A 22965-nucleotide genomic window follows, 5' to 3' on the forward strand; every position below is an offset into this window, starting at 1 on the left:
CGCATCAGCGTTATCCGCAGTGTTCACGTCCGTGTTCGCATCGGTATTCGCGTCAGTATTCGCATCCGTATTGGCATCGGTGTTCGCATCAGCGTTATCCGCAGTGTTCACGTCGGTGTTATCCGCCGTATTTACCTCGGTGTTGTCCGCCGTATTCTCATTAGTATTGGAGACCAAAATGTTGAACGTAACCTCGTCTGTGGACTCATCGTCGGCATCGCCGTCTGTTGCAACAGCGGTGTGAGAACCGACGGCCAAGCCTTCAAACGATGTGCTCCATTTGCCGTCCTCGCCAACGACTACTTCTTGGGAAGTGGCGACGTCTCCATCGAGCGTTACTGTTAAGGTCGCACCTGGTTCGGCTGAACCTGCTACAACAACTGTGCCGCCTTCGGAGAACTCTTGTCCCTCGAAAGGAGTTTCGATGACCACAGGAGCTTCAACGGCAGCCCGAACTTCGGATTTTGCAAACGAAACCTTGTTAGCGGCTTCTCCCATCGACGGAAGTAGCTCCACTGATAGAGCAGTAACGAAATCGCCTTGTTCAGTCGAGTCAGTCTCGCTGTTCGGATCGTCAATAACGGTGGTTCCCTGTTCATTAACAGTAATCTCAACGATTTCGTTCAGAACTTCTGCAAAAACTGGTTGCAGTGGTTGAGTCACACCGTTTACGAGTCCGGTAATGGTGCCATCAAGTCCGTCAATAACGGGGTTGAGCGCAGTACCAACTGCGCCCCCAACAATCCCGGTCACGTCTTCAAGCAGTGGAGTTACCACATCGCCCAAAGGGATACCCAAGAGATCTAGATCAATGACCGTGGTCGGCTCAGTCTCAACCAGGCCCAAGAAACTTGCGACACTACCCGTGATATCTGCGGTGCCTCTTACTGCTCCAAGATTCACACCAAGATTTACTACGATGTCGATTTCGTCCAACGCAGCGTTTACTTTATCGCGCAGATCCGTAATCAGATTCGACAACGCCAAGGTGACTTCCTCGGCGATATCCTGGACGGCTTCGGGGGTCAGAACTTCATAGTTCGGAGTCTTGTCATTCAGGCCACCCGTCGTGATTTTTGCCAGATCGACAGTAACGTCGCCTGTTCCCAAATCAATGGACACGAGCCCGGTATTAGTGCTGATTACACCAGTGAGAACGTCAGTCTTTACTTTCCCGAGAGCGTCATCCAACCCGTCAAGGCCAACATTGGCTCCTGTTACGCCTAATGTCGTAATTCCGAGTGGAATCGAGATATCTTCCAGCTGCGAAATAATAGTCCCCAGCGCACCTTCAGTCGAGAGGGTGGTGTTCAGAGTTGTTCCGAGACCATCAACAACCGATCCAAGGGAGTTGGTCAGCTCTTCGATTGCAGGACTGCTAACGGTGGCTGTAGCTCCTGCAACTACGTAGTCTGTCGACAAAGTTCCATTAGTTTTTTCCGCCTTGGAACCCAGTGCGCCAATTTCCAGCGATGCTTCGTCAATAAGGTTGTCGGTAAGTCCACTAACCTGAAGTTGGTCAAGCAGCCGAGTCAAATCGACGTTAGCGAACATTTCGCCAGATGTAATATCGTCGAGTCCGATAGTTCCATCGGAACTGACTACACCTGCGCCGGCCTTCGCAATAGTATCGCTCGGGGTCTCGGCATATGAATTTAGAACCCCAGCATCGCCCAAGGTCAGAAGTCCGTTGCCGTTGCCATTGATCAATGGCAACGCGCTTAGTCCGGTACCCAGGTTAAGCGTCAGTGCATCCAAAGCTTCAACGGCTAGTGGGCTATGAACTGGGCCCGGCGAACTTGGGTTACCCGCATAGGCAAAAGCAGCGTCAGCAACAGGAATATCAAGCAAGTTCAGATCCAGTACTCGCCCCAGCGCTTCAGAGCCATCAGTAGGTGCCGCGTACGCGGCAGTTACGGTTGGAGCCACGAAAAGGCTGGCAACGACTGCACCGGCAAGAACCCGGCGTACTGCACGCGGCTTCTTACTATTCTTAGGTGGCAAATTGTTTGCTTGCACCACTATCCTCCAAAAGATGGTTGTGATCAGGAAACTCATAAAAGCCCCCATTTGACCCTACGGTGGATCAACTCATCCTCACAGGTTTCTTTCAGCCATTTCTTTGCATACTCAGGTCAAAATTATTATCCGTTCGGCCAAAATCATTAGCTTGAAGGTAATACTGATAAGTAATTCAATTTCTCACGAGTTGAGGAATTGAGGTTTTATTAGGCTTTCACCTGACAATTTATCCGAATGGAAAGTAACAATAGGACTAAAACCTAGTAATTCGATCTGTCAAGTCAAGGAATTGGACTGGTTGGCCATAGACTGGGCTTCACCGGCTAGCTCACGTCACGTCTGGATGAGTTGATCATGCCGGGCAGGATAACGACGGTTTTCAGAACTGAGGATTCTTGTATGGAGCAAATGCGTATTCACTTGGCTGATAGTGACCATTTTTCAAGGGCCGGAATTGCTGGCGTCTTGTCTGACGCTAATGACATGCAGATCGAACACGTTTCGGACTCCATGACCGAAGCAGTTCAAGCGGCAACCGAGCTGAAGCCAGACATTGTCATTCTGGAATCATCCCTGAACGGGACAGATTTGCTCAGTTCGATCCGCGAAATTTCGGAAAAGACACCAACTACCAAGATTGTCGTTTTGGCTACCCGATACCGGAGGGACGAGATCTTCAAGGCCTACGATGCTGGCAGCGCAGCACTGCTTTCAAAAAGCTCCATCAGCTCGGAATTGCCTAGCGCCTTGCGTATGCTCACCGCTGGATACCAGCTTTTCGCTGAACCCGAGGATGGCTGGGAGCCGCCAACGCGCATTGTGCGCCGAGCCACGCAGCAAGCTGCCATAAGCAATCTCAGCGAACGTGATCGCAGCCTAACGCGCCTGGTAGCTGCGGGGATGACGAATTCTCAGATCGCGCGCATCGCGCACATTTCCGAAGGATCAGTCAAGCTCCATTTGGCTCGCATCATGGAGGAACTTGAGGTGACCAATAGGGTGCAGCTTGCGGTCATTGCCACAGAAACCGGATTGGTGTCCTCGGCAGACCTGCAAATCGCCTAACGGTATCGCCCGGACCGTTAGTACACCGTACGCAGCTGGCTGGCAGGGATCCACATTTCTTCGCCGTCACGGTCGATCCGCCGCCACGCGCCCTGTCGGGCCACAATGACAACTGCAGTATCTGCAGGCAGGATTCGCGCCAACGAATAGTGATCGCCAGGACCGCGACGCGCGTTCAAGCCAATGGTGGTCAGCGCACGCTGGTTGGGAACGGCAATCAATCCGCCTTTGGCTGGACGCGTTGGAATCTCCTGCAAGTACATGCTTGGAACCCAGCCGAGCAATTTGCCGCACTGCACTTGGGACCATAGGCCCTGCTGGAGCATCGAGCGGACCTTGGATCCCTGGTCAATGACCTTGAGTACCGGATAACCGGTGCCGCCGCCCTTGCGCAGATTCAACGTAGCTGTCGTCATATGGGTGGCTTCGATCAATGAATAACGTGAAAGAACCGGCTCGGCCAGTTCGTCATCGTCTTCTGTAACCGCCGGCTCGTCGAATACCGCTGGAATCGGTTCAAGATAGATATTCGGCAACCAACCATACGTATGGTGCACGAGAACGTGCGCCCACGAGCCCTTGACCTCGATCAGCACCAGCTCGGTGCCTTGCTCCAGATGGCTTTGCACTACATAGTGGCGGCCGGCGCCCTTGCGCAGCTTGAGCGAGGCAGTCGTCCGGTGGGTATTGGCAACGGACGACGTCCGCGCCGACTGATGTGGAAAGCCCACCTGGTTCACGACCACCTCAACTGAAAAACTTAGGGAAGCAACCACCGGTTGCTTCCCTAAGTTTATTCCATATTTAGAAGATGCGTGCTTCGCAACCTCTTAGGATGCGGAAGAGCGCGAGCCGAGCTCTGCGTCCAGTCGCAGCAGGCCGCTTCCGTCGTTGCCGATCATCTTGACGCGGTCCAGGATTTCGCTAACGGTGGCTTCCTCTTCCACCTGCTCGTCGATGAACCAGTGCAGCAGCGGCATGGAGTCGATGTCTCCCTCGGTCTGTGCCAAGCGGTACAGCTCGCGGATTGCTTCGGAGACCTTCTGCTCGTGCGCCAACGAGGCAGCGAACGCGTCGGCAACGCTGTTCACGTTCACGGTCGGTGCAGGCTGCTCGCCAATCTTCGGGTGTGCCGAACGGTCGGTCATGTGGGTCATGAACTTTTCCGCGTGCACGATTTCCTCGCCAGCCTGGGCGCGGAACCAACCAGCAATGCCTGGGAGGCTCAAAACGTCCATTTCAACTGCCAGCTGACGGTAAACCGTGGCTGCGGTTAGTTCGAGAGTTACCTGGGTGCTGAAGGCTTCTGCCAGTTTTCCTGTAAGTTCCATGCCACCAGAATAACCCTGCACAAGCGCCTTGTCACCGAAGTTTGGACTCACTTAGTCCAACCTGAATTAGGGAATCATCCCAAGTTGGGATCAAGTTAACATAGCCGATACTAACCTAGGTTAGGCCAACCGAACCGCTCGCAATCTACTTGCCCAACCCTGCCCGACGCAGTGCCTCAGCCATCGCTGTGTTGCCCGGTGCAGCAGGTTTTCCCTGGGCGGACCGGGCATTGCGATTCTGCCCATTCCGATTCTGGCTTGGTCGTGCCGAACCGCCAGCCCCCGGTCCCTTCCGCTCGCGCGGTCCGGAGCCCTTGGCTGTTTCCCCGGCCGCGGGCAGTTCATCGTCCAGGCGCAGGGTCAGCGAGATGCGCTTGCGCACAACGTCTACGTCCAGCACCTTGACCTTGACAATCTGGCCGGAGCTGACGACCTCGCGAGGATCCGAAATGAACTTGTTGCTCATTGCCGAGACGTGAATCAGGCCGTCCTGATGGACACCGAGATCCACGAACGCACCGAAAGCCGCGACATTGGAGACTGTGCCTTCCATGATCATCCCCGGCTTCACATCCTTGATGGTCTCCACGCCTTCTTTCAGCGTAGCCGTCACGAACTCACCGCGCGGGTCACGGGCAGGCCGGCGCAGCTCGGCGATCACGTCGCGAATGGTTGGCTCGCCAAACTGCTCAGTGGCGAAGTCCTGCGGGTTCAGCTCCTCAAGCCGGCGGCCCTGGGCCTCGGCGCTGGCCTGCAGGGTCTTGGCCAACGCGTAGGCTTCAGGATGCACCGAGGAAGCGTCGAGCTTCTCCTTGCCTCCGGTAATGCGCAGGAATCCCGCGCACTGCTCGAAAGCCTTGGTTCCCAGACGGGGCACCTTCAGCAAATCCTTGCGGGTGGCGAAAGGTCCGTTGGCGTTGCGATGATCCACGATGTTGCGGCTGAGCAGCGGTCCCACGCCGGCCACACGGGCCAGCAGCGACGGAGATGCGGTATTCACATCGACGCCCACGGCATTCACGCAGTCCTCGACCACCGCATCCAGCGCGCGGTCCAGCTTCGAGGCAGTGACATCATGCTGGTATTGCCCCACGCCGATGGACTTCGGATCGATCTTCACCAGCTCGGCCAGCGGGTCCTGCAAGCGGCGGGCAATCGATACCGCGCCACGCAGCGACACATCCATATCCGGCAGTTCCTGGCTGGCCAGTTCCGAGGCCGAGTACACCGAAGCGCCAGCTTCCGAAACGATGACCTTGCTGATGCCCTCGCCGCCCAGCGCCTTGATGACTTCAGCCGCCAGTCGGTCCGTTTCACGCCCGGCCGTGCCATTGCCCACCGCAATCAGCGTCGTGCCATGCTTCTTTGCCAGATTAGCCAGCACTGCGATGGATTCATTCCACCTATTGGCTGGTGCGTGCGGATAGATCGTCGTCGTTTCCACCGACTTGCCGGTCAGGTCCACCACGGCAACCTTCACACCGGTGCGCAGGCCTGGGTCCAAGCCCAGCACGGCCTTGTTGCCAGCCGGCGCAGCCAGCAAGACGTCGCGCAGGTTCGCCGCGAAGATCTTCACCGATTCATCTTCGGCGGCTTCGAACAATCGCGAACGCAGGTCGGATTCGAAACGGGTCAGCAGGCGGGCCTTCCACGCCAACCGAACGGTCTGCGCAATCCATTTGGCGGCAGGTGCATCGCCAGGAACATTCAGCCCCAGGGACGCAGCAATGGCGTTCTCGTAATTGCCGCGGGCGTCGGCCAAAGCCTGTTCATCTCGTGGGTCAGCTTCGGCAAGCTGCAGATTCAGCACCCCTTCGCGTTCGCCGCGCAGCAGGGCAAGGACCCGGTGCGAGGGCAAGCGATCAAGATCTGCCACGTAGTCCAGGTAATCGGAGTACTTCCCCTGGCCTTCTGCGGTCGCGCCGGCGGCGACGCTGGCACCGATCTTTCCGGTCTTCCACAGGCGTTCGCGCAATTCCCCAGCGAGAACAACGTCTTGGGATACCCGCTCGGTCACGATGGAACGCGCGCCGGAGAGCACATCTGCAACGGTGGCAAAACCTGCCTCCGGGTTCAGGTAGCCGGCAGCCGCCTGCACCGGATCCGTCGATGGATCAGAGAGCAGCAGATCAGCCAGGGGTTCCAATCCGGCTTCGCGGGCAATCTGGGCTTTTGTGCGGCGCTTTGACTTGAATGGCAGGTAGAGGTCTTCGAGCTCCGCCTTGGTGCCAGCCTCACGAATGGCCTGGGCCAGCTGGTCTGTCAGCTTTCCGGATTCGGCAATGGCTTCAAGGACAGCCGCTCGGCGGTCCTCCAGCTCGCGCAGGTACCGCAGACGTTCTTCGAGCAAACGCAGCTGGCTATCGCTGAGCATGCCGGTGACTTCCTTGCGGTAGCGGGCAATAAAGGGAACCGTTGATCCGGAGTCCAAGAGTTCGATCGCTGCCTTGATCTGCCATGGTGCCACAGCGGATTCGCTGGAAAGTTCCCGGGCCAGTTGGGCAATGATGTGCTGCCCGGTCGCGCTGTCTTTTGCGGTGTTCTTCTGCTCGCTAGTCACCGATCCATTGTGCATCATGCGGTCCGATCTTCTGATGATCGACTCGGTTGGCATTCAGCAGAAACTCAATCTCCGTAGCTATGATTTGTTGTTATGGGGATTGTGAAAGTTCGAAAGTCAGCGGCGCTAATTGCTATTTCAAGCATTGCGCTTTTGAGCAGCGGATGCGCATTTGTCGAGGACACTGCGGCCGATGCAGCCAACCAGCTGACTGATGCCGCGTCCAAGGAAATCGTGCGCCAGGCCTGCGCTCCCGTCCAGGACGGCACGATCGACGCAAGCGAACTTCGCGTCCTCTCATCCATAGTGAAATCAGTTCAAGGCGGCGGCCTGCCACAGGAATTGGTTGATGTGCTCCAAGAACTGGCGAACTCCGGAGACCAGGCACCTGAAGCCCTGCAGCAGCGACTGGTCGAGATTTGCGACGAAGCGACAATTTCCAACTAGCCGCCGTTGGACGCACCAAGTATCGGCTGATCTAGACTTTTCTCATGGTCGAAATTCCAACAAGCGGCAAAGTACGTCTCGATGCATGGCTGTGGGCGGTGCGCATCTACAAGACCCGTTCGGCTGCGACCACTGCCTGCCGCGCCGGGCATGTCCGCTTGAACGGCGACCCGGTGAAGGCCTCGCAAGCTGTGGTTTCCGGTGATCGCATCCGTGTACGCAAAGACGGTTTCGACCGCGATCTCGAAGTCAGCGGGCTGATCTCGAAGCGTGTTGGCGCGCCAGTTGCCGCCAGATGCTACATCGACCACACCCCGCCCCGCGAGCGCCTGGTCATTCCCCAGGTTCCGATTCGCGAGCGTGGCGCCGGCCGGCCCACCAAGAAGGACCGCCGCGAAATGGATCGCTTGCGGGATTCCTGGCAGGCCCCCGAGCCAGGTTCTGATCTGTCCTAGGACAGTTCAATCGCCGGAACGTCGGTGGTGAATCGGAAGATCTGCGCGTAGAAAGCCAGGGAGCTTTCCAACGCCTTGATGATGTTCTCCGACTTCCTGAAACCGTGCTGTTCCCCTTCAAAGAGGATGTAGGCATGGTCGATGCCGCGTTCGGCGAGCGCGTCTGCCACCACCTGCGACTGCGCCGGCGGCACCACCTTGTCTTCATCGCCCTGCAGCAGCAGTACCGGGCAGGAAATCTTGGACACGTGGTTGATTGGCGCGCGCTTTTCATACAGTTCAGCGGCTTGAGGGTACGGTCCCACCAGCGAGAACATGTACTGGGATTCGAAGTCGTGGGTGTCCTGCACCAGGCCCACCAGATCCGAGACTCCGTAGCGGCTGATGCCTGCGGTGAAGGCATCCGAGAAGGTCAGTGCGCACAGCACGGTCCACCCGCCAGCGCTGCCGCCTTCGATGCCGATGCGTGCGGGGTCGGCGATACCCTGCGCCACCAGCGCATTGACCACGGCGACAGTATCGGCCACATCGACCACGCCCCAGGCACCGCGCAGGCGGTTGCGGTATTCACGACCGTAGCCGGTGGAGCCGCCATAGTTCACGTCAACGACGCCGATTCCGCGCGAGGTGTAGTAGGCCACCGTGGCGCTGAGCGTCGGCGAAGCCTGGCTGGTCGGCCCGCCGTGCACGAAGGTGACGAATGGCGGCAATTCGCCCTCCATTCCTGCATAGCCTTCCTGGGATGGCCGGTAGAGCAGGGCATGGACGGATTGTCCCGCGAGGTTCTTGCACTCGAATTCCTCGACGTCTGGAAGCATCGCTGGGTCCGGCAGCTGGGCGATCGCACGGGTCACCGCGTGATGCTCCAGCGTATCGAGGTTGATCAAGGTAATCTCTTCGCCCTGGGTCATCGATGACGTGCCGGCGAGCAGCCAGCCCTCACGCACAGCGAAGGGGCGGATGCGGGTAAACGGCAGGTCGAAATCCTCCAGTCCACCGGTATCCGCGTGCAGACGTGCCAGTCTGGTGGTGCCGGTGCCGTAGGAGCAGAGCATGGTGCGGGCGCTTTCTGCCAGGTACCACCCGGTACCTACCTGCCAGAGCGGGCCAGCGAATTCTGCGGGACGGTCAACCAGCCGGGTGATGCGCGCCGAGCTGTCCTGGTAGAGGTAAGGGTTCCACCAGCCGCTGGCATCGGAGATGAAGGCCAACTGGTCATCATCAAGCCACTCTGGCTGCATGACCGAGATATCTGCTCCACCAGCAATGACAGTGTCCTTGAGTTCGCCTTCGCCAGCGAAATCGGCCAGGTGCAGTTCGGTGGAGTCCCACGGCATATTCGGGTGTTCCCAGCTGATCCAGGACAACCGCGTTCCAGCTGGATTCATCCGAGGCGCTGCGACAAATCGTGCCGGGCCGCTGAGCAGGCGGATCTTGTCCAGGTCCTCGGCGGCGCTGCCGTCCAGCGGGATTTGCACGATATGGCGTACCGGTTCTGCTCGCAGGTCTTCCATGATGGCCAGGATGGAATCTTCCGGGCCTTCGGTGAATTCTGCGAATCTCAGCTGCGGATCTGCGCCGTTGCCGCTAGCCGGAGTCAGTGCCGTCGGGTTGTGCGTGCCTGCGGCTTGGGAGTACACCCGCTGGTCAGCGAAGTTCACGAAGACAATGGCCGGCGTGCTGCCTTCAATGAGCATCCAGCTGGCGCCGCCGTATTCGTGGACTCGGGAGCGCACGTTGTACGGGGCCTGGATGAGTTCTGCGCCGGGCGTGCCGTCGGTGCCGTATTCCATAAGGGTGATGCGCCCGCCCTCGGCGGGACGGCCTTCTTGGACAATCAGCTTGTCCCCGTAGAAGCAGGCACCGCCCAGTGGCTTGGTTCCTGCTGCAACGTCATGCGCGGAAATCGATGATGGCCAGGATCCAAAGGGCAAGTGCGTAGGCATATTCTTGATCCTAGCGATCTTTGCGATTCATCACGACCCTCGACAAGCATCAATTCGGTGCGCTTGGATTGATCCATGACGAGATATGCAGTTTTCCTGCGTGGTGTGAACGTCGGCGGGGTCAAAGTCCTGATGAAAGACCTGGTCCATCTGCTAGAAGATGCTGGTTTCACCGACGTGAAAACACTATTGGCCAGTGGCAATGCCGTGCTCAGCGCACGCACCGATGACCCGCTGGCCGTCAAGAAAAAATGCGATGCGGTCCTGGCCGAGTACTACCAGCGACCGATTCCCACGATTGTCTGCACCGTCAAGGAGGTCCAGCGGCTGTCCCAGCCTTTCCCGCTGCCCCTGCCTGAACCGGCCAGCGAGCACCACGGGTATTTCACGCTCTGCGAATCAGCTGCGGATGCCCAGGCGTTGGGCGCTGCCATCCAGGACCTGGCTGAGCCCGCAACCCATCTGGTCCAGGACCGTGCCGTGGCGTGGATTGTCCGCAAGGGGCAGAGCACCACGAATCCCATCGGGAAGCTCATGGACGCCCAGGCGAAGCACCGGCTGGTGACGACCCGGAACCACAACACCCTGGTCAAGGTCGCAAAGATTCTTGGCTGAGATCTCCGGTGAGCAATAATTGAGCCTTGTCCCCCTGATTGACCTGCAAAAGGCTCCGGAATGTACATCCTGATCGAACTCATTGGCATCTTCTTCTTCGCCGTCGCGGGTTCCTTGATGGCTGCGCGCCGCGGCTTCGACCTGCTCGGCTCGGCCTTCCTCGGCGGAGTCTGCGGCTTGGGCGGCGGAGTGGTGCGGGATTTGATTCTCAATCAATCACCAGCGACGTTCGAGCACCCGGTCTACTTTGTGCCTCCGGTGCTCGCTGCCCTTTGCGTTTATGCATTTACCCCCGCGGTGCAGAAGCTGCACCGGCTGGTCCAGCTCTTCGATGCGGCAGGATTGGGCCTATTCTGCGTCACCGGTACGCTCAAGGCCCTTGAAAACGACTTCAATCCGGTCACCGCGGTCCTGCTCGGTGTCATCACCAGCGTGGGCGGCGGCTTGATGCGCGATGTCATCTCCAATGTGACCCCGGATTTGTTCAACCCGCGCGACATCTATGCGCTGGCCGCCATGGTGGGTGCGGCGCTTACCGCCGTGGCATGGCATCTGGGTGTGATGAACGTTCCCGTCGGTGCGGGCATTGCCGCCTTGGCGTTTGCCATCCGCGTCGCGTCCATCCGCTTCAGCTGGTCGGTGCCGTTGGCCGCGGGCCATTGGCATCGATCCCATCCCGCGCCTGGGAGCAACGATGGCCCCCAGCGCCACTACTAGTCGATGCGCTCGAGCTTGCCCAGCTCTTCGGTGCCTGGCGAATCGTCTTCGATGGTGCGCGGAGGGTTGATGATGATCGCACCGATCAGCATCACCACGACGCAGCCGCCCAGCATGGAGAAGGCGGCTCCCCACGAATCGGTGGCCTTCTGCACCACGCCGAAGAGCATCGGAACCACTGCGGCGCCTGCGTAGCCCAGGCCCTGGGCGAAACCGGAGAGCACCCCCGAGCCGTAGGTGGTGCGCGAGCGCAGATTCATCATCAGCAAGGCGACGGCAAAGGTGCCCTGCCCGAGCCCGGCCAGGCAGATCCACAGCGCCGTGTTCTGCGTTGGCGACAGGTAGATGCCCAGGTGCCCGGAGATCCAGCAGGCGGTGAAGACCAGCACTGCAATGATCGGGTGCTTCAGGCGTGGCACCCAGAGCGGGACCAGGAGGCTGACCGGCAGGCCTAGGATGGCGAAGAGCGCGAGCATGTTGCCGGCGGCCAGTTCGTCCAGGCCGCGGTCCTGCAGGTACGGCGGAAGCCAGGTGAAGTAGACGTAGGTCTGTGCCGAGTTTCCGGCCAGGAAAATTGCCAGGCCCCATGCCACCTTGGACTTCCAGGGGTTGATCTTGGCGATCGGCTGCGCGATCCCGCTGGGGTGCACCGGGTTATCCGGGCGTTGCGTCCCGCGGTCGGCGAAAAGCTGCACCAGCCAGGGCACCAGGACGATGCCAGACAGGGCGGCCCAGGAGCCGATGGACACCTTCCAGTCGCTGAGGTTGGCCAGCGGGACAGAGAACTGCGGGGCCATCCAGGTGCCGACGGCCAGCATCGTGACATAGCCGCTGGTGACCATGCCGATGCGGTCCGGGAAGTACTTCTTGACCAATGGCGGCAGCACCACGTTACCCATGCCGTAGCCGGCCAAGGTGATGATCGACAGGGCGAGGAAGGAGTAGACCTCGGGCATGAAGACCCGGGCGACCTGGCCGATGACTGCCAATGCCAGCGAGATCATCAGGGTTTTTTCCAGACCGAACGCCTTAATCAGCCGCGGGGTGAGCAACCCGAAGACCGCGAACGCAATGGGTGCGAGCATGGCCAGCAAGCCGGTGGTGAACTCCGTGAATTCGATGTCCGACTCAATGCGGGAGAGCAGTGGGGATACGGAGACCACTGCGGCGCGGAGCGAGAGCGCCAGCAGCAGGATGCCAAGCAGCGCTCCAACTCGTCCTCTGTTTGGAGAAGCAACGCTCTGGTTCTTCATTGTTTTCTACCTGCTCGCTATTCGTTGAGGTTTCCCAACTTTTTTATTTTCGAAACCAACTCTAGTAAGCGATCGAGCTCACCATCAAAATTGCGCTCGTACCAAGTCCCGGGCAGGGCCAGGTTTGCGTAGAGCCCCTCGCCGGCAAGCATCACCAGATGCGCGATGTCCTTGCTGCCGACTTCATCCAGAATGCACCGGTACCACCGCTCATTGGTGCTCTCGATTTTCTCCGTCGCCGCCTTGACCCCGGCCTGGGCCAGGCGCTGCAGGGCCACCAGATGCCGGTCCAGTTCGGTATCGACTTCCGCGCTGGTGCGCACGTAATAAACCGACGCGCCCTCCGCCGCGGTGCGCATCGACTCCGCATCCCGGGCAACATGCCCCTCCGCGGCTTCGATGACTGCGTCGGCCAAGGCTTCCTTGGAGGCGAAGTGGTACAGCAGCCCTCCCTTGGAGACTCCAGCGCGTGCGGCCGTGGCGTCCAGCGTGGCAGCCCGCTCCCCTTCTTCGCACAATAGTGCGATGTAGGCGTCAAGCACTTTGCCGCGGGCAGCGGGTGGGCGAGCCATAGTTCTCCTTTTCCAGGGCATAGTTCGTGATCGATCTGACTTTACCAACAATTGTAACTATACCGTCTAGACGGTACAGTTATTAATTGCGGCAGAGAACCGCGCATTCCACTTCCTATTCCTACCCAAGGGCGAACGTCATGACCTCGAATATCTCCGAACGCGCACTCATGCTCAGCAAGCCGCGCCGTTGGGCGGCGCTGGTTGTCCTGCTGTTCCCCGTCCTGCTGATTTCCGTCGACAACACCGTGCTTTCCTTCGCGGTGCCGGCAATCACCGAAGCGCTGTCCCCAACCGGAAACCAGCTGCTGTGGATCATCGACATCTACCCGCTGATCCTGGCCGGATTGCTGGTGCCGATGGGTTCGCTGGGCGACCGCATCGGCCGGCGCAAGCTGCTGCTGATCGGCGCTACCGGCTTCGCGCTGGTCTCGGCACTAGCAGCCTTCGCCACGGACGCCACACAGTTGGTCGCAGCCCGCGCCATGCTGGGCATCTTCGGCGCCATGCTGATGCCGGCCACGCTGTCGCTGATCCGAAACATCTTCCCGGATGATGTTGAACGCCGCACCGCCATTGCGGTCTGGGCGGCTGCATTCTCCGGCGGCGCAGTGCTGGGCCCAATTGTCGGCGGCGTGCTGCTGGAGCACTTCTGGTGGGGCTCGGTCTTCCTGATGGCCGTGCCAATGCTGCTTCCCCTGCTGATCGGCGGCATGATCCTTGTTCCCGAATCCAAGGACCCGAACCCTGGCCGTGTGGATCCATTCTCGATCCTGCTGGTCGTCTTCACCCTGCTGCCTTTCGTTTACGCGATCAAGACCGCGGTCAGCGCGCCATGGTACTTCTCAGCCGCGGCCATCGTCCTCGCCATTGTGTGCGGCGTTGCTTTCGTGCGCCGCCAGCTCAAGTCCCAGCAGCCGATGCTCGATGTCCGCCTATTCAGCAACGCGCTGTTCTCGGGCGCGCTGATGGTCAACCTGATCGGCATCTTCTCGCTGGTGGGCTTCATCTACTTCGTCTCCCAGCATCTGCAGCTCATTGCAGGGTTCTCCCCGCTCCAGGCCGGGCTCTGGATGACACCCGGCCTGGTGCTGACCATGGGCTTCGGATTGCTCTCGGTGGCACTGTCCCGCCGTTTCGGCACGCCGAATGTCATGGCCATTGGCCTGATCCTCTCCGCGGTCGCCTACCTCATGGTGATCATGGCAGGAGAAGGCTCCAACACCTTCTTGCTGCTGGCCGCATTCGCTGTCCTGGGCACGGGCATCGGCATGACCGAGACCTTGTCCAATGACATGGTGCTCGCCGCGGTTCCAGCCTCCAAGGCCGGCGCGGCCTCGGCCATCTCGGAAACCGCCTACGAGGTGGGATCGGTGCTGGGTGTCGCGGTACTGGGAACCATCTTGAATACCGCCTATACCTCTCGGCTGCTGGTTCCAGGCTCGCTGACCGACACCCAGGCGCAGCTGGCAGGTGAGACATTGGGTGGTGCACACCATGTGGCCGCTTCGCTGCAGCCTGCCGACGCGCAGGCCCTGCTGGACTCCGCCGCGCTGGCTTTCGACCACGGCGTGGTGCTCACTTCCGGTATCGCCGCAGTCTTGTCACTGGTCGCTGCAGCAGTGGTGTTCAGCGTTATCAAACCCGCATTTCGATGAACTCCCCGAACCAGTTACCCAAATTTTTGATTAATTGGTTCAAAGTTATTCATTTGTCGTCAGCAAACACGTAGGCTAGGCAATGTAGTTCCAAAGTAATTCGCGAAGTACCCGTTAGAAGTTTGTGAATGTCTTACCACCTCGGTTGACGCGAGCCCCTTCTAGACGTGAAGTGAATGACTTGGCTGCTTCGCATCATTCGTAATCCTTCCCGGATGCCGAACGGTGCGTAGATTACAACCAAGCTCGCCAGCTAAACGGCGAGAAACGTCTGAAAGGACCAAATAAGAATATGGCAACCGGAATCGTCAAGTGGTTCAACGCTGAAAAGGGCTTCGGCTTCATCGCTCCAGACAGCGGCGATCCAGACGTCTTCGCACATTTCTCCGCAATCCAGACCCAGGGCTTCCGCACCCTGGACGAGGGCCAGAAGGTGGAGTTCGAAGTCGTTGAGGGTCCAAAGGGTCTGCAGGCTGCAGACATTCGCGCTCTCTAAAGCAGGGCTTTGGCACTTACGCCAGACTTAGCCTAGGAAACGGCTATCCGCACAGCGGGTAGCCGTTTCCTGCGTCTGCGGCAGAAATTGCAGGAATATTTCCTAGCCATCGGCGGTTGTACCGGATGTGAAGCTTTCTATCCTGGATCTGGCACCGGTTGCACCCGGGTCAACGATTTCCGATTCTTTCAAGTCCTCCGTCCGCCTGGCGCAAACCGCAGAACGCCACGGGTATGAACGCGTCTGGTACGCGGAACATCACAATATGCCCACCATCGCTTCCAGTGCGACCTCGTTGCTGATCAGCCACATTGCCCACCACACCGAAACCATCCGGCTGGGCTCGGGCGGCATCATGCTGCCAAACCACTCCCCGCTGGTGATCGCCGAGCAGTTCGGCACGCTGGCCGAAATCTACGGCGACCGCATCGACCTGGGCTTGGGCCGCGCCCCGGGCACCGACATGACCACCTTGCGCGCCTTGCGCCGTGATCCCTCGGCCGCAGATTCCTTCCCGCATGACGTGCTGGAACTGCAGGCTTACCTGGCCGGCGAATCCCGGGTTCCCACCGTGGCAGCCACCCCGGGTGCAGGGACCAACGTCCCGCTGTACATTTTGGGATCCTCGCTTTTCGGCGCAAAGCTCGCAGCCCAGCTCGGTCTGCCATATTCCTTCGCTTCGCATTTCGCACCTGCGGCGTTGCATGAGGCAATCCGCATCTACCGCGAGGAATTCACCCCATCAGAGCAGCTAGCTGAACCGTATGTCATTGCCGGCGTAGGCGTCCTGGCCGCGGAAACTGCCGAGCGCGCGCATGAACTGCTGGAAGTTGCCCAGCGCCATCGGGTCGCCAGCTTCATCGGCCGCTCGGCGAAGAAGGAATTCACCGAAGCGGAGATCGATATGCTCATGGATACTCCGCAGGCGCAGCAGATCCTGGACATGATGCGCTACACGGCAGTGGGCACCGGGGAGCAGGTAGCTGAGTACTTGCGCCACTTCGCTTCGGCAGCGCAGGCGGATGAGCTGATCACCATCCATTACCCCACCGAGGAGCAGGCCCGGCTGGATTCGGTGATGATTACCGCCGAGGCCTGCCAGCTGGCTATCGCCCAGTAATTCCGATCCAGCGCTTTGCTGCCATCACCAGCAGCGCAATCAGGGCGAGGGTCAAGCAGAGCTCGACGCCAATATAGGCATAGTGCCATAGCGATCCGCCATCGGAGTTTCCAGCAAGTACCGCATCGGTACGCGCCGAAAGTCCAGGGCGGATCGCTGCGGTTTTAAGCAGCAGCATCAGTCCGACCAGCCCTACGCCCCAACTCCATGCCTTGCCGGCACCACGCTTGAGCGAACCGGCCAACAGGGCGATGAAGAACAGGATCTCGACCATGTTCATGGCGAAAAAGACCCGGCGGCCAATGCCCAAACCCAAGGGAATGGTAATCCCGGGTGCGGTGAATTTAAGTGGCGCCTCAATGAACGAGATGCCGATAATCAGCCCGAGCCACAGTGCAGGAATGTAGATCCGTGCGACTACAGCCCACTTGGCGCCCGTGGAGGGGGTCTGCAGAGAACTAGTCATGCTTCCACAGTACGCCGGAGCCTAGCTTGCTCGGCGCAGTCCAGTCCATGCCCAGATCGTGAGCGCAGCGGCCACCGCGGAGCAGAAGAGGGAGAAGACCAAGATGCTTTGCTGCTGCCCGAAGACTCCCACGGCCCAGCCCAACGCGATGACCGGAACAGCACTGCCCAGGTAGGTCACCAGGTAGATGGTGGACACCGTCTGGGCGTGCTGCTGGTCGCTGACCGCATCAACAGCGGAGGCGAATGCGGTGCGGAAAGCAATGCCCTGGCCCAGGCCAAGGAGCACCAAGGCAGCGATCGCCCAGGCCAGCTGGCGATGCTCGGCGGCCACCGCCAACCCTACGGTGGAGGTTGCCATCAGCCCCAGTCCAATCGGCAGGAGCCTCTTCCCGCCACGCACCACCAGCTGCGACAGGGCGGAGATGCCCAAGGGCAGGCCGGCGATCAGGCCGATGGCCAACAGCGACTCCAAGCCGAAGGCACCGGCAAAATAGCCCGGGGCCAACGACAGCACGAACCCGAAGATGGCAAAGCTCAAGAAACCGACCAGGGCAGCGAGCCAGAATTGCTCCCGCGCCGAGCTGGGGATGCCCAAGCGGCGTGGGGCCAGTGCTTTGCTCCGCTGACCGCGTTCGGCCAGTGCGATTGCGGGACGTGCCTGCAGTGTGCTCAAGGGAATCAAGACCAGCAGCAGCAAGAATGCCTGCACCACAAACACTGTGTGGCGTCCACCGGGCAGATCCGCTAGCGCGCCGCCGAGAACCGGACCGAAGGCGACACCTCCAGAAGATGCCAGCAACGTGAAGCGCGAGGCCCACTCTGGCCGGGATGGAAGCAGCTCGCGAAGCGCTGCTGCGCTGGCGCCGGTAGCCAAGGCGACCCCGGTGCCCTGCAGACCACGGCCAAGGCACAGTTCCAGCAGATTGCTGGCCGAAGCGAACACGAGCGTACCGGCGATCGAGACGACGACTGCTACCACCAGAGCTGCACGGCGGCCGATATGATCCGACCAGTGCCCCACCGTGGAAAGGAAGAGCATCAGCGAGCAGACATAACTTGCGAAGGCGACGGTGGTTCCCATGGCGCCAAGGTGCAATTCGGCCTGCAGTGCCGGGTACAACGGGGTGGCCAGGTTGGCCCCGACCAGCAGCAGGAAGCTGACTGCCACGGTGATCACCAGCCGGGCGGTGAGCCCCGGGTTCCAGGAGAGGACCCGATGGTTCATGGGCTGCATGCGCAGCTCGCTGATGACCGACAAATTCACTCCCAGAATCAAAGTAGCCACTACCAATTGGGCAAGAAAGGTGCCCGGAAAAGTTTTTACCGGTGGGGCCACTCGCTGCCCCACCGGTGAGTTGAGCGTTCTGCTTGCGTTTGTCTACTGCAACAGACCGTTCAATCACTAATATCCGCTCACCAGAAGCAACCAGGGATATTTCTTGCTAGAATTTGAGCAGTTTGTTCAAAAAATTGGCCCCGAAGTTGACCCGGAGTGAGCATATAGTGCGATTAGATGATGTAGACCTGAAAGTGCTGCTCGCGCTGATCAGGGATCCCCGCATCCAGATCTCTGAACTCGCAGATGAGGTCGGTGTTGCGCGCAACACAGCGCAGTCGCGCTTGCGCCGGTTGCAGCGTGCCGAAATCCTGCGTGATGGCGGCCGCGACATCGATTTGAGCAAGCTCGGCTATGACGTCCTGGCCTTTGTGACCCTGGAAGTGAACCACCGCGACCTGGATTCGGTCATCACCGCACTGCGCCAGATCCCCAACGTGCTCGAAATCCATGAGACCTCCGGACGCGGCGATGTCTGGGTGCGGCTCATCGCCACCGACACCCACCAGCTGCAATCGGCGTTGCGCCAGATCCTGCGCATCAAGGGGGTCACCCGTTCGGAAACAACATTCGCGCTCCACACGCATTTGGCCTACCGCGCCGCTCCCCTGCTGGAACATTATGCGGAACATGACCACTAGGAAGTCATTCACTTTCCACTGCAGAAAACAAGTCTTTCGTTTCGAGTATTCGGGTCCTACTCTGGGAATACGAGAAGTCACGAGGTGAATCCCCGGCTTCCGGCGGATCCCTCGTATTCGACGAAGGAGTACGCAATGAGCAAGGATTTCGACACCACAGAATTTGCGCCGGAGTACGGCAACGATATCTACGAACCCGATGACGGTCGGGATTCGCAGGCTTACGAGGGCTCCAGCGACATGCCCGAGACGATGCGCAATCTCGACCCGCTGGCACAACGCCACTACCTCTATGACGATGATCTGGAAACCGAGGATGATCTGGACAACGAATTCACCTCAGAAGAAGACGAGGGCGAGGAAAGTTCGGAGCTCGTTGATCTTGAGGACGAACTCTAGTCCGCGGGCTAAGCAAATCTTGGGCTAAAGGCCATAGACTTTAGAAGTGATTAATCCAGTTCATCTGCGCACATTGCTCGAAGTGGTGGCGCATCGTTCCTTTGCCACGGCCGCAACCCGCTTGGGCTACACGGCCAGCGCTGTCTCCCAGCAGATGACAGCATTGGAGCGGAGCACCGGAACCACGCTGTTCCTGCGCGGCGCACGCTCCATTACCCCGACGCCCGGCGCGCTGCGCATGGTGCGCCACGCCAAACGAGTCCTGACCGACCTCGACGCGCTCATGGCAGACGTCGCCACGATCTCTACCGAAGCTACCGACCTTGAGGAAATCAAGCTAGGCATCTTCCCGTCGCTGGCCACCTACGCACTGCCGCAAATTCTCAAGGCCCCGGATTGGTCCTCCCTGGGCATCAACCTGCGCCTGTGGATCGGCGAACCCCAGCAGACTGTCGCGGGCCTTGGCACCGGCGGCGACCTCGACCTCGCACTGATCTTCCAGGTGGGACCCGGCGGACTGTCCTGGCCGGCGTCCCTTGAACGCACCTGGCTGGGCGATGACCAGTTCCGCGTGGTCATCCCGGCCTCCTGGCCAATCGCCGAAGACTCCCAGCTGACCGTGGACCAGCTGGCCGAATGGCCATGGATCTTCCACCACCCGGGCACCTCGGACGCCACCCTGATTTCCCGCTTGTTCTCGTCCTACAACATCCACCCGCAGGTGGCCGCCTACTGCGATGACTTCAATGCGTCGCTGAGCCTGGTGTCTTCGGGTCTGGGAGCCGCATTGGTCCCCGATCTGGCCATGGCCAACGCTCCGGAAGGCATCCGCATTGTGGATGCACCCGAGATCCGCCTGGCCCGCTCCATCTTCGCGCTGAAGCCCGAGAATTCGAAGAAGCCGAAGGCGGCACTGGTCTTGGACCGGCTCGCCCAGGTCCTCTCCCGCTAATTCATTGCGCCGCGGCCCCAGCGATGGCCGCCTGAGTCCCAAGAAAGAGGAATTCCCCGGTGGAGAACCCAAGCCCTGCATCCTCCAGCGACAGCGTGGTCATCTCGGCCGTGCATGGCCCCATCGGCCATATCCAGCTGAACCGCGCCGGCAAGCTCAATGCTCTGACCCTGGAAATGCTCACCGAGCTGGGCCGGGTGCTGCGCGCCTGGGCCGCGGACCCTTCGATTTCCCTGGTGCTGCTCACCGGCCGCGGCGAGCGCGCCTTCTGCGCCGGCGGGGACATTGCCGATTTCCATGCAGCGGTCACCACCGGACGGCACCAGGACTTTGTTGATCTGCTCTCCGCCGAATTCGAGCTCGACTATCTGATCTCCGCCTACCCCAAGCCGCTGATCAGCTTGGCCCACGGGATCACCATGGGCGGCGGCATCGGGTTGGCCTCGCACGCACCGGTGCGCCTGGTGACCCCGAACGCCACCATGGGAATGCCCGAAGCGAAGATCGGCTACACCCCTGATGTGGGCGGCAGCCACCTGCTGGCCAACGCCCCGGGACACTTCGGCGAGTACTACGCCATGAGCGCGCAGTCCTTCACCGGAGCAGATGCAGTGCTTCTCGGTTTCGCCGACGTCGTGGTCACCGAGGAATTCGCCGAGAACATCCTCGATGAGCTCGAGGAGTTCGCCGGGCTGAATGCCGGCGAGATCGCGGCGGCCATCGAGGTCATGCACGGAGCCCCGGAGTCCTTCGCACTGGAGATGGATCGCGGCTGGATCGACCATGCTTTCAGCGCCGGCTCCCCGCAGGAAGTCATCGAGCGCCTGGGGCAGATGGTCCATCCCGCGGCGCAGCGCGCGGCGCAAATGCTGGCGGCGAACTGCCCCACCAGCATGGCCAGCGCGTTCTACAACGTGCGTGCCGCCCGTGCTGAGCAGGACCTGCGTTCGGCATTGGACCGCGAGCTGCGCTCGGCCCGCTACCTGATGCACCGCCCGGATCTTGCCGAGGGCATCCGCGCCCAGGTCATTGACAAGGACCGCAATCCCACATGGATTCCGGCTTCGCTGGACGGAGTCGACCACGCGGCCTTGCGGTCCCTGGCTGCTGATTCGGAAGGCTAGCTGTCGGCCCCGGGCTTGCCTTCTGGCCGGGTGACATCCGCATGCACCGGCCGCACCTTCGCTGATTCCCTCGGCTCGATGCGCGGTGCGCTCACCGCATCTTCTGGTTCGTGGACCGTCGACGGGGTGATGTCCACGCTCCTGGGCGCCGCATAGTCCAGCGGCGCATGCTCTCCGAAGTGGTCGGCATCCGCCTCATCCCAATCCTCCTTCCAGGAACTTGGAATGTCCTCTAGCAGCTCGCCGGGACGCAGCCACTGGAACAGCGAAGCGTAGGAGCGGGTGGACTGAAGGTTCACCCGGCGGCGCAGCATCCTGGTGTTCAGCTGTTCCGGGCTGGTCAGCCCCATCGAGGCCATGATCTGCGCGCATTCGGTGACGGTCAGGCGATGGTAGTTGTAGACGCGGTGCCCCTTGTCCTCCACATCCAGTGCGCGCATCAGTCGCTTGTTCTGCGTAGCCACGCCAACCGGGCAGTGGTTGGTGTGGCATTGCTGGGCTTGGATGCAGCCGGTGGCCATCATCATGGAGCGTGCCGAGAAGGTGAAGTCCGCCCCCTGGATCAGCCGCTTGATGATGTCCGAGCCGTTGGCGACCTTGCCCGCGGCGGCGAGGCGGATCTCATCGCGCAACCCGGCACCCACCAAGGTGTTGTGCACCAGCATCAAGCCTTCGGTCAGCGGCGCGCCAACATGGTCTTCGTATTCCAGCGGAGCGGCGCCGGTGCCGCCCTCGGCACCGTCAATGGTGATGAAATCCACCAGGATTCCGGTTTCCAGCATGCCCTTGCACAAGGCCATGACATCGGTGCGGGAACCGACGCAGAACTTGATCCCCACCGGCTTGCCGCCACTCAGTTCGCGCAGCTTCGCCACGAAATGCATCAACTCGCGCGGGGTGGAGAATTCTGCGTGGCTGGCGGGCGAAATGCAGTCCACGCCCATCGGGACATCGCGGGCCGCGGAGATCTCTTCGGTGACCTTGGCAGCTGGCAGCACGCCGCCGAGCCCTGGCTTGGCGCCCTGGGAGAGCTTGATGGTGATGCCCTTGACGTTCTCGTGGTTCGCCTTGGCCGCGAAGGTTTCCGGGTTGAAGCGGCCTTCCGGGGTGCGGCAGCCGAAGTAGCCCGAACCGATTTCCCAGAACAGGTCGGCACCGTATTCCAGGTGGTACTTGGTCAGCCCGCCCTCGCCGGTTTCGTGGACGAACTCGCCCGTCGCCGCTCCCTTGTTCATGGCGAGCACGGCGTTGGCGGACAGCGACCCGAAGCTCATCGAGGAGATGTTCATCAGCGAGATCTCGTAGGGCTTCGAGCATTGGCTGGAGCCCACCCGAACGCGGTGCTGCGAGGTTGCCGGGGCCACCGGGGCCGCCGAGTGCAGCAGGTATTCGTGGCCGACTTCATTGACGTTCAGCTCCGTGCCGAAGGCCTTGTGGCTATCTGCGCCCTTGGCCCGTGCATAGATCAGCGAGCGGGTATCGCGGCTGAAGGGGCGTCCATCGGTGTTGCGCTCGATGAAATACTGCTGGATCTCGGGGCGGATGAACTCGAAAAGGTAGCGGGCGTGCCCGACGATCGGGAAGTTGCGCAGGATCGCGTGCTTCTTCTGCGACAGGTCCCTGATGCCCAGCAGCACCAGCAAGCCGGTCAGCACGACGAGGATCCACCAGACCCATTCGCCGGAGGTGCCGGCAAGGATCGCGGTCACCACGAAGCCTGTGAATAGGACTGCCAGGAACAGGAGAACCACTATTCGCATCATATTGCGAGCCTAGTACGTCCCTGCC

22 protein-coding genes are annotated in these 22965 nt (G+C 60.3%); 12 read left to right on the forward strand and 10 right to left on the reverse strand.

All coding sequences use genetic code 11. From position 1 onward, the window contains the following. A partial coding sequence (locus tag EKH49_RS00005) for a choice-of-anchor G family protein (RefSeq protein ID WP_161567396.1) occupies nucleotides 1-2058 on the reverse strand: 2058 nt, incomplete at its 3' end. A 363-nt stretch (nucleotides 2059-2421) separates the two neighbouring features. On the opposite strand from EKH49_RS00005, the gene EKH49_RS00010 reads away from it, so the two are divergent. Next, a complete protein-coding gene (locus EKH49_RS00010; RefSeq protein ID WP_161567397.1) occupies nucleotides 2422-3087 on the forward strand; it encodes a response regulator transcription factor in 666 nt (221 codons plus the stop codon). A 17-nt stretch (nucleotides 3088-3104) separates the two neighbouring features. Here EKH49_RS00010 and EKH49_RS00015 read toward each other — a convergent pair whose 3' ends face one another. The 3 genes from EKH49_RS00015 to EKH49_RS00025 form a co-directional block, all read right to left on the reverse strand. Beyond that, on the reverse strand, nucleotides 3105-3818 hold the full coding sequence (locus EKH49_RS00015) for an SH3 domain-containing protein (RefSeq protein WP_128469107.1): 714 nt from the start codon (nucleotides 3816-3818) through the stop codon (nucleotides 3105-3107). A gap of 99 nt (nucleotides 3819-3917) precedes the next feature. Next, the gene (locus tag EKH49_RS00020; RefSeq protein WP_038991642.1) at nucleotides 3918-4418 is read right to left on the reverse strand and encodes a ferritin; all 501 of its coding nucleotides are present in this window, start codon (nucleotides 4416-4418) and stop codon (nucleotides 3918-3920) included. 145 nt (nucleotides 4419-4563) lie between these two features. Beyond that, complete coding sequence (locus EKH49_RS00025; protein ID WP_442903489.1) at nucleotides 4564-6996, reverse strand: Tex family protein; 2433 nt, start codon at nucleotides 6994-6996, stop codon at nucleotides 4564-4566. Nucleotides 6997-7131: 135 nt separating this feature from the next. Between EKH49_RS00025 and EKH49_RS00030 the strand changes: the two genes are divergently transcribed. Both EKH49_RS00030 and EKH49_RS00035 read left to right on the forward strand, forming a co-directional pair. Further along, a complete protein-coding gene (locus EKH49_RS00030) occupies nucleotides 7132-7425 on the forward strand; it encodes a hypothetical protein (RefSeq protein WP_236640964.1) in 294 nt (97 codons plus the stop codon). A 44-nt stretch (nucleotides 7426-7469) separates the two neighbouring features. After that, the gene (locus EKH49_RS00035; protein ID WP_128469110.1) at nucleotides 7470-7880 is read left to right on the forward strand and encodes an RNA-binding S4 domain-containing protein; all 411 of its coding nucleotides are present in this window, start codon (nucleotides 7470-7472) and stop codon (nucleotides 7878-7880) included. Here the strand turns inward: EKH49_RS00035 and EKH49_RS00040 are convergent. Next, nucleotides 7877-9826 carry a S9 family peptidase gene (locus EKH49_RS00040; RefSeq protein WP_128469111.1) on the reverse strand — a complete coding sequence of 650 codons (1950 nt, stop codon included), beginning with the start codon at nucleotides 9824-9826 and terminating at the stop codon, nucleotides 7877-7879. The two genes, EKH49_RS00035 and EKH49_RS00040, sit on opposite strands and share 4 nt — an antisense overlap. Nucleotides 9827-9901: 75 nt before the next feature. On the opposite strand from EKH49_RS00040, the gene EKH49_RS00045 reads away from it, so the two are divergent. Together EKH49_RS00045 and EKH49_RS00050 are read left to right on the forward strand one after the other, a co-directional pair. Continuing rightward, nucleotides 9902-10441, forward strand: coding sequence for a DUF1697 domain-containing protein (locus EKH49_RS00045; RefSeq protein ID WP_128469112.1), 540 nt, complete (start codon nucleotides 9902-9904; stop codon nucleotides 10439-10441). Nucleotides 10442-10501: 60 nt separating this feature from the next. After that, nucleotides 10502-11158 carry a trimeric intracellular cation channel family protein gene (locus tag EKH49_RS00050; RefSeq protein WP_038991632.1) on the forward strand — a complete coding sequence of 219 codons (657 nt, stop codon included), beginning with the start codon at nucleotides 10502-10504 and terminating at the stop codon, nucleotides 11156-11158. On the opposite strand, the gene EKH49_RS00055 is transcribed toward EKH49_RS00050, so the two are convergent. Beyond that, on the reverse strand, nucleotides 11155-12411 hold the full coding sequence (locus EKH49_RS00055) for an MFS transporter (RefSeq protein WP_128469113.1): 1257 nt from the start codon (nucleotides 12409-12411) through the stop codon (nucleotides 11155-11157). The genes EKH49_RS00050 and EKH49_RS00055 overlap by 4 nt on opposite strands. A gap of 17 nt (nucleotides 12412-12428) precedes the next feature. Continuing rightward, the gene (locus EKH49_RS00060) at nucleotides 12429-12983 is read right to left on the reverse strand and encodes a TetR/AcrR family transcriptional regulator (protein ID WP_128469114.1); all 555 of its coding nucleotides are present in this window, start codon (nucleotides 12981-12983) and stop codon (nucleotides 12429-12431) included. Between the two features lie 140 nt (nucleotides 12984-13123). On the opposite strand from EKH49_RS00060, the gene EKH49_RS00065 reads away from it, so the two are divergent. The 3 genes from EKH49_RS00065 to EKH49_RS00075 all read left to right on the forward strand — a co-directional run bounded on the left by EKH49_RS00065 (nucleotide 13124) and on the right by EKH49_RS00075 (nucleotide 16257). Continuing rightward, entirely contained in the window at nucleotides 13124-14641 is a 1518-nt protein-coding gene (locus EKH49_RS00065) for an MFS transporter (RefSeq protein WP_128469115.1), read from the forward strand. A gap of 292 nt (nucleotides 14642-14933) precedes the next feature. Continuing rightward, on the forward strand, nucleotides 14934-15137 hold the full coding sequence (locus EKH49_RS00070) for a cold-shock protein (protein ID WP_013349999.1): 204 nt from the start codon (nucleotides 14934-14936) through the stop codon (nucleotides 15135-15137). 127 nt (nucleotides 15138-15264) lie between these two features. Continuing rightward, nucleotides 15265-16257 (forward strand): LLM class flavin-dependent oxidoreductase, encoded by a 993-nt coding sequence (locus EKH49_RS00075; RefSeq protein ID WP_128469116.1) that lies wholly within the window; start codon nucleotides 15265-15267, stop codon nucleotides 16255-16257. On the opposite strand, the gene EKH49_RS00080 is transcribed toward EKH49_RS00075, so the two are convergent. Together EKH49_RS00080 and EKH49_RS00085 are read right to left on the reverse strand one after the other, a co-directional pair. Continuing rightward, complete coding sequence (locus tag EKH49_RS00080) at nucleotides 16244-16723, reverse strand: hypothetical protein (protein WP_128469117.1); 480 nt, start codon at nucleotides 16721-16723, stop codon at nucleotides 16244-16246. The two genes, EKH49_RS00075 and EKH49_RS00080, sit on opposite strands and share 14 nt — an antisense overlap. Nucleotides 16724-16744: 21 nt before the next feature. Further along, nucleotides 16745-18010, reverse strand: coding sequence for an MFS transporter (locus EKH49_RS00085; RefSeq protein ID WP_330857390.1), 1266 nt, complete (start codon nucleotides 18008-18010; stop codon nucleotides 16745-16747). 218 nt (nucleotides 18011-18228) lie between these two features. On the opposite strand from EKH49_RS00085, the gene EKH49_RS00090 reads away from it, so the two are divergent. From EKH49_RS00090 to EKH49_RS00105, 4 genes are all read left to right on the forward strand, one after another. Next, the gene (locus EKH49_RS00090; protein WP_442903490.1) at nucleotides 18229-18702 is read left to right on the forward strand and encodes an Lrp/AsnC family transcriptional regulator; all 474 of its coding nucleotides are present in this window, start codon (nucleotides 18229-18231) and stop codon (nucleotides 18700-18702) included. 135 nt (nucleotides 18703-18837) lie between these two features. Then, complete coding sequence (locus EKH49_RS00095; RefSeq protein ID WP_128469118.1) at nucleotides 18838-19101, forward strand: hypothetical protein; 264 nt, start codon at nucleotides 18838-18840, stop codon at nucleotides 19099-19101. 46 nt (nucleotides 19102-19147) lie between these two features. Beyond that, a complete protein-coding gene (locus tag EKH49_RS00100) occupies nucleotides 19148-20053 on the forward strand; it encodes a LysR family transcriptional regulator (RefSeq protein WP_038991624.1) in 906 nt (301 codons plus the stop codon). A 59-nt stretch (nucleotides 20054-20112) separates the two neighbouring features. Beyond that, entirely contained in the window at nucleotides 20113-21177 is a 1065-nt protein-coding gene (locus EKH49_RS00105; RefSeq protein ID WP_128469119.1) for an enoyl-CoA hydratase/isomerase family protein, read from the forward strand. On the opposite strand, the gene EKH49_RS00110 is transcribed toward EKH49_RS00105, so the two are convergent. Beyond that, nucleotides 21174-22940 carry an FMN-binding glutamate synthase family protein gene (locus EKH49_RS00110; RefSeq protein WP_128469120.1) on the reverse strand — a complete coding sequence of 589 codons (1767 nt, stop codon included), beginning with the start codon at nucleotides 22938-22940 and terminating at the stop codon, nucleotides 21174-21176. The two genes, EKH49_RS00105 and EKH49_RS00110, sit on opposite strands and share 4 nt — an antisense overlap. Between the last annotated feature and the right edge of the window lie 25 nt (nucleotides 22941-22965).

It is taken from the genome of Glutamicibacter sp. HZAU (assembly GCF_004100365.1).
Taxonomy (GTDB): Bacteria; Actinomycetota; Actinomycetes; order Actinomycetales; family Micrococcaceae; genus Glutamicibacter; species Glutamicibacter nicotianae.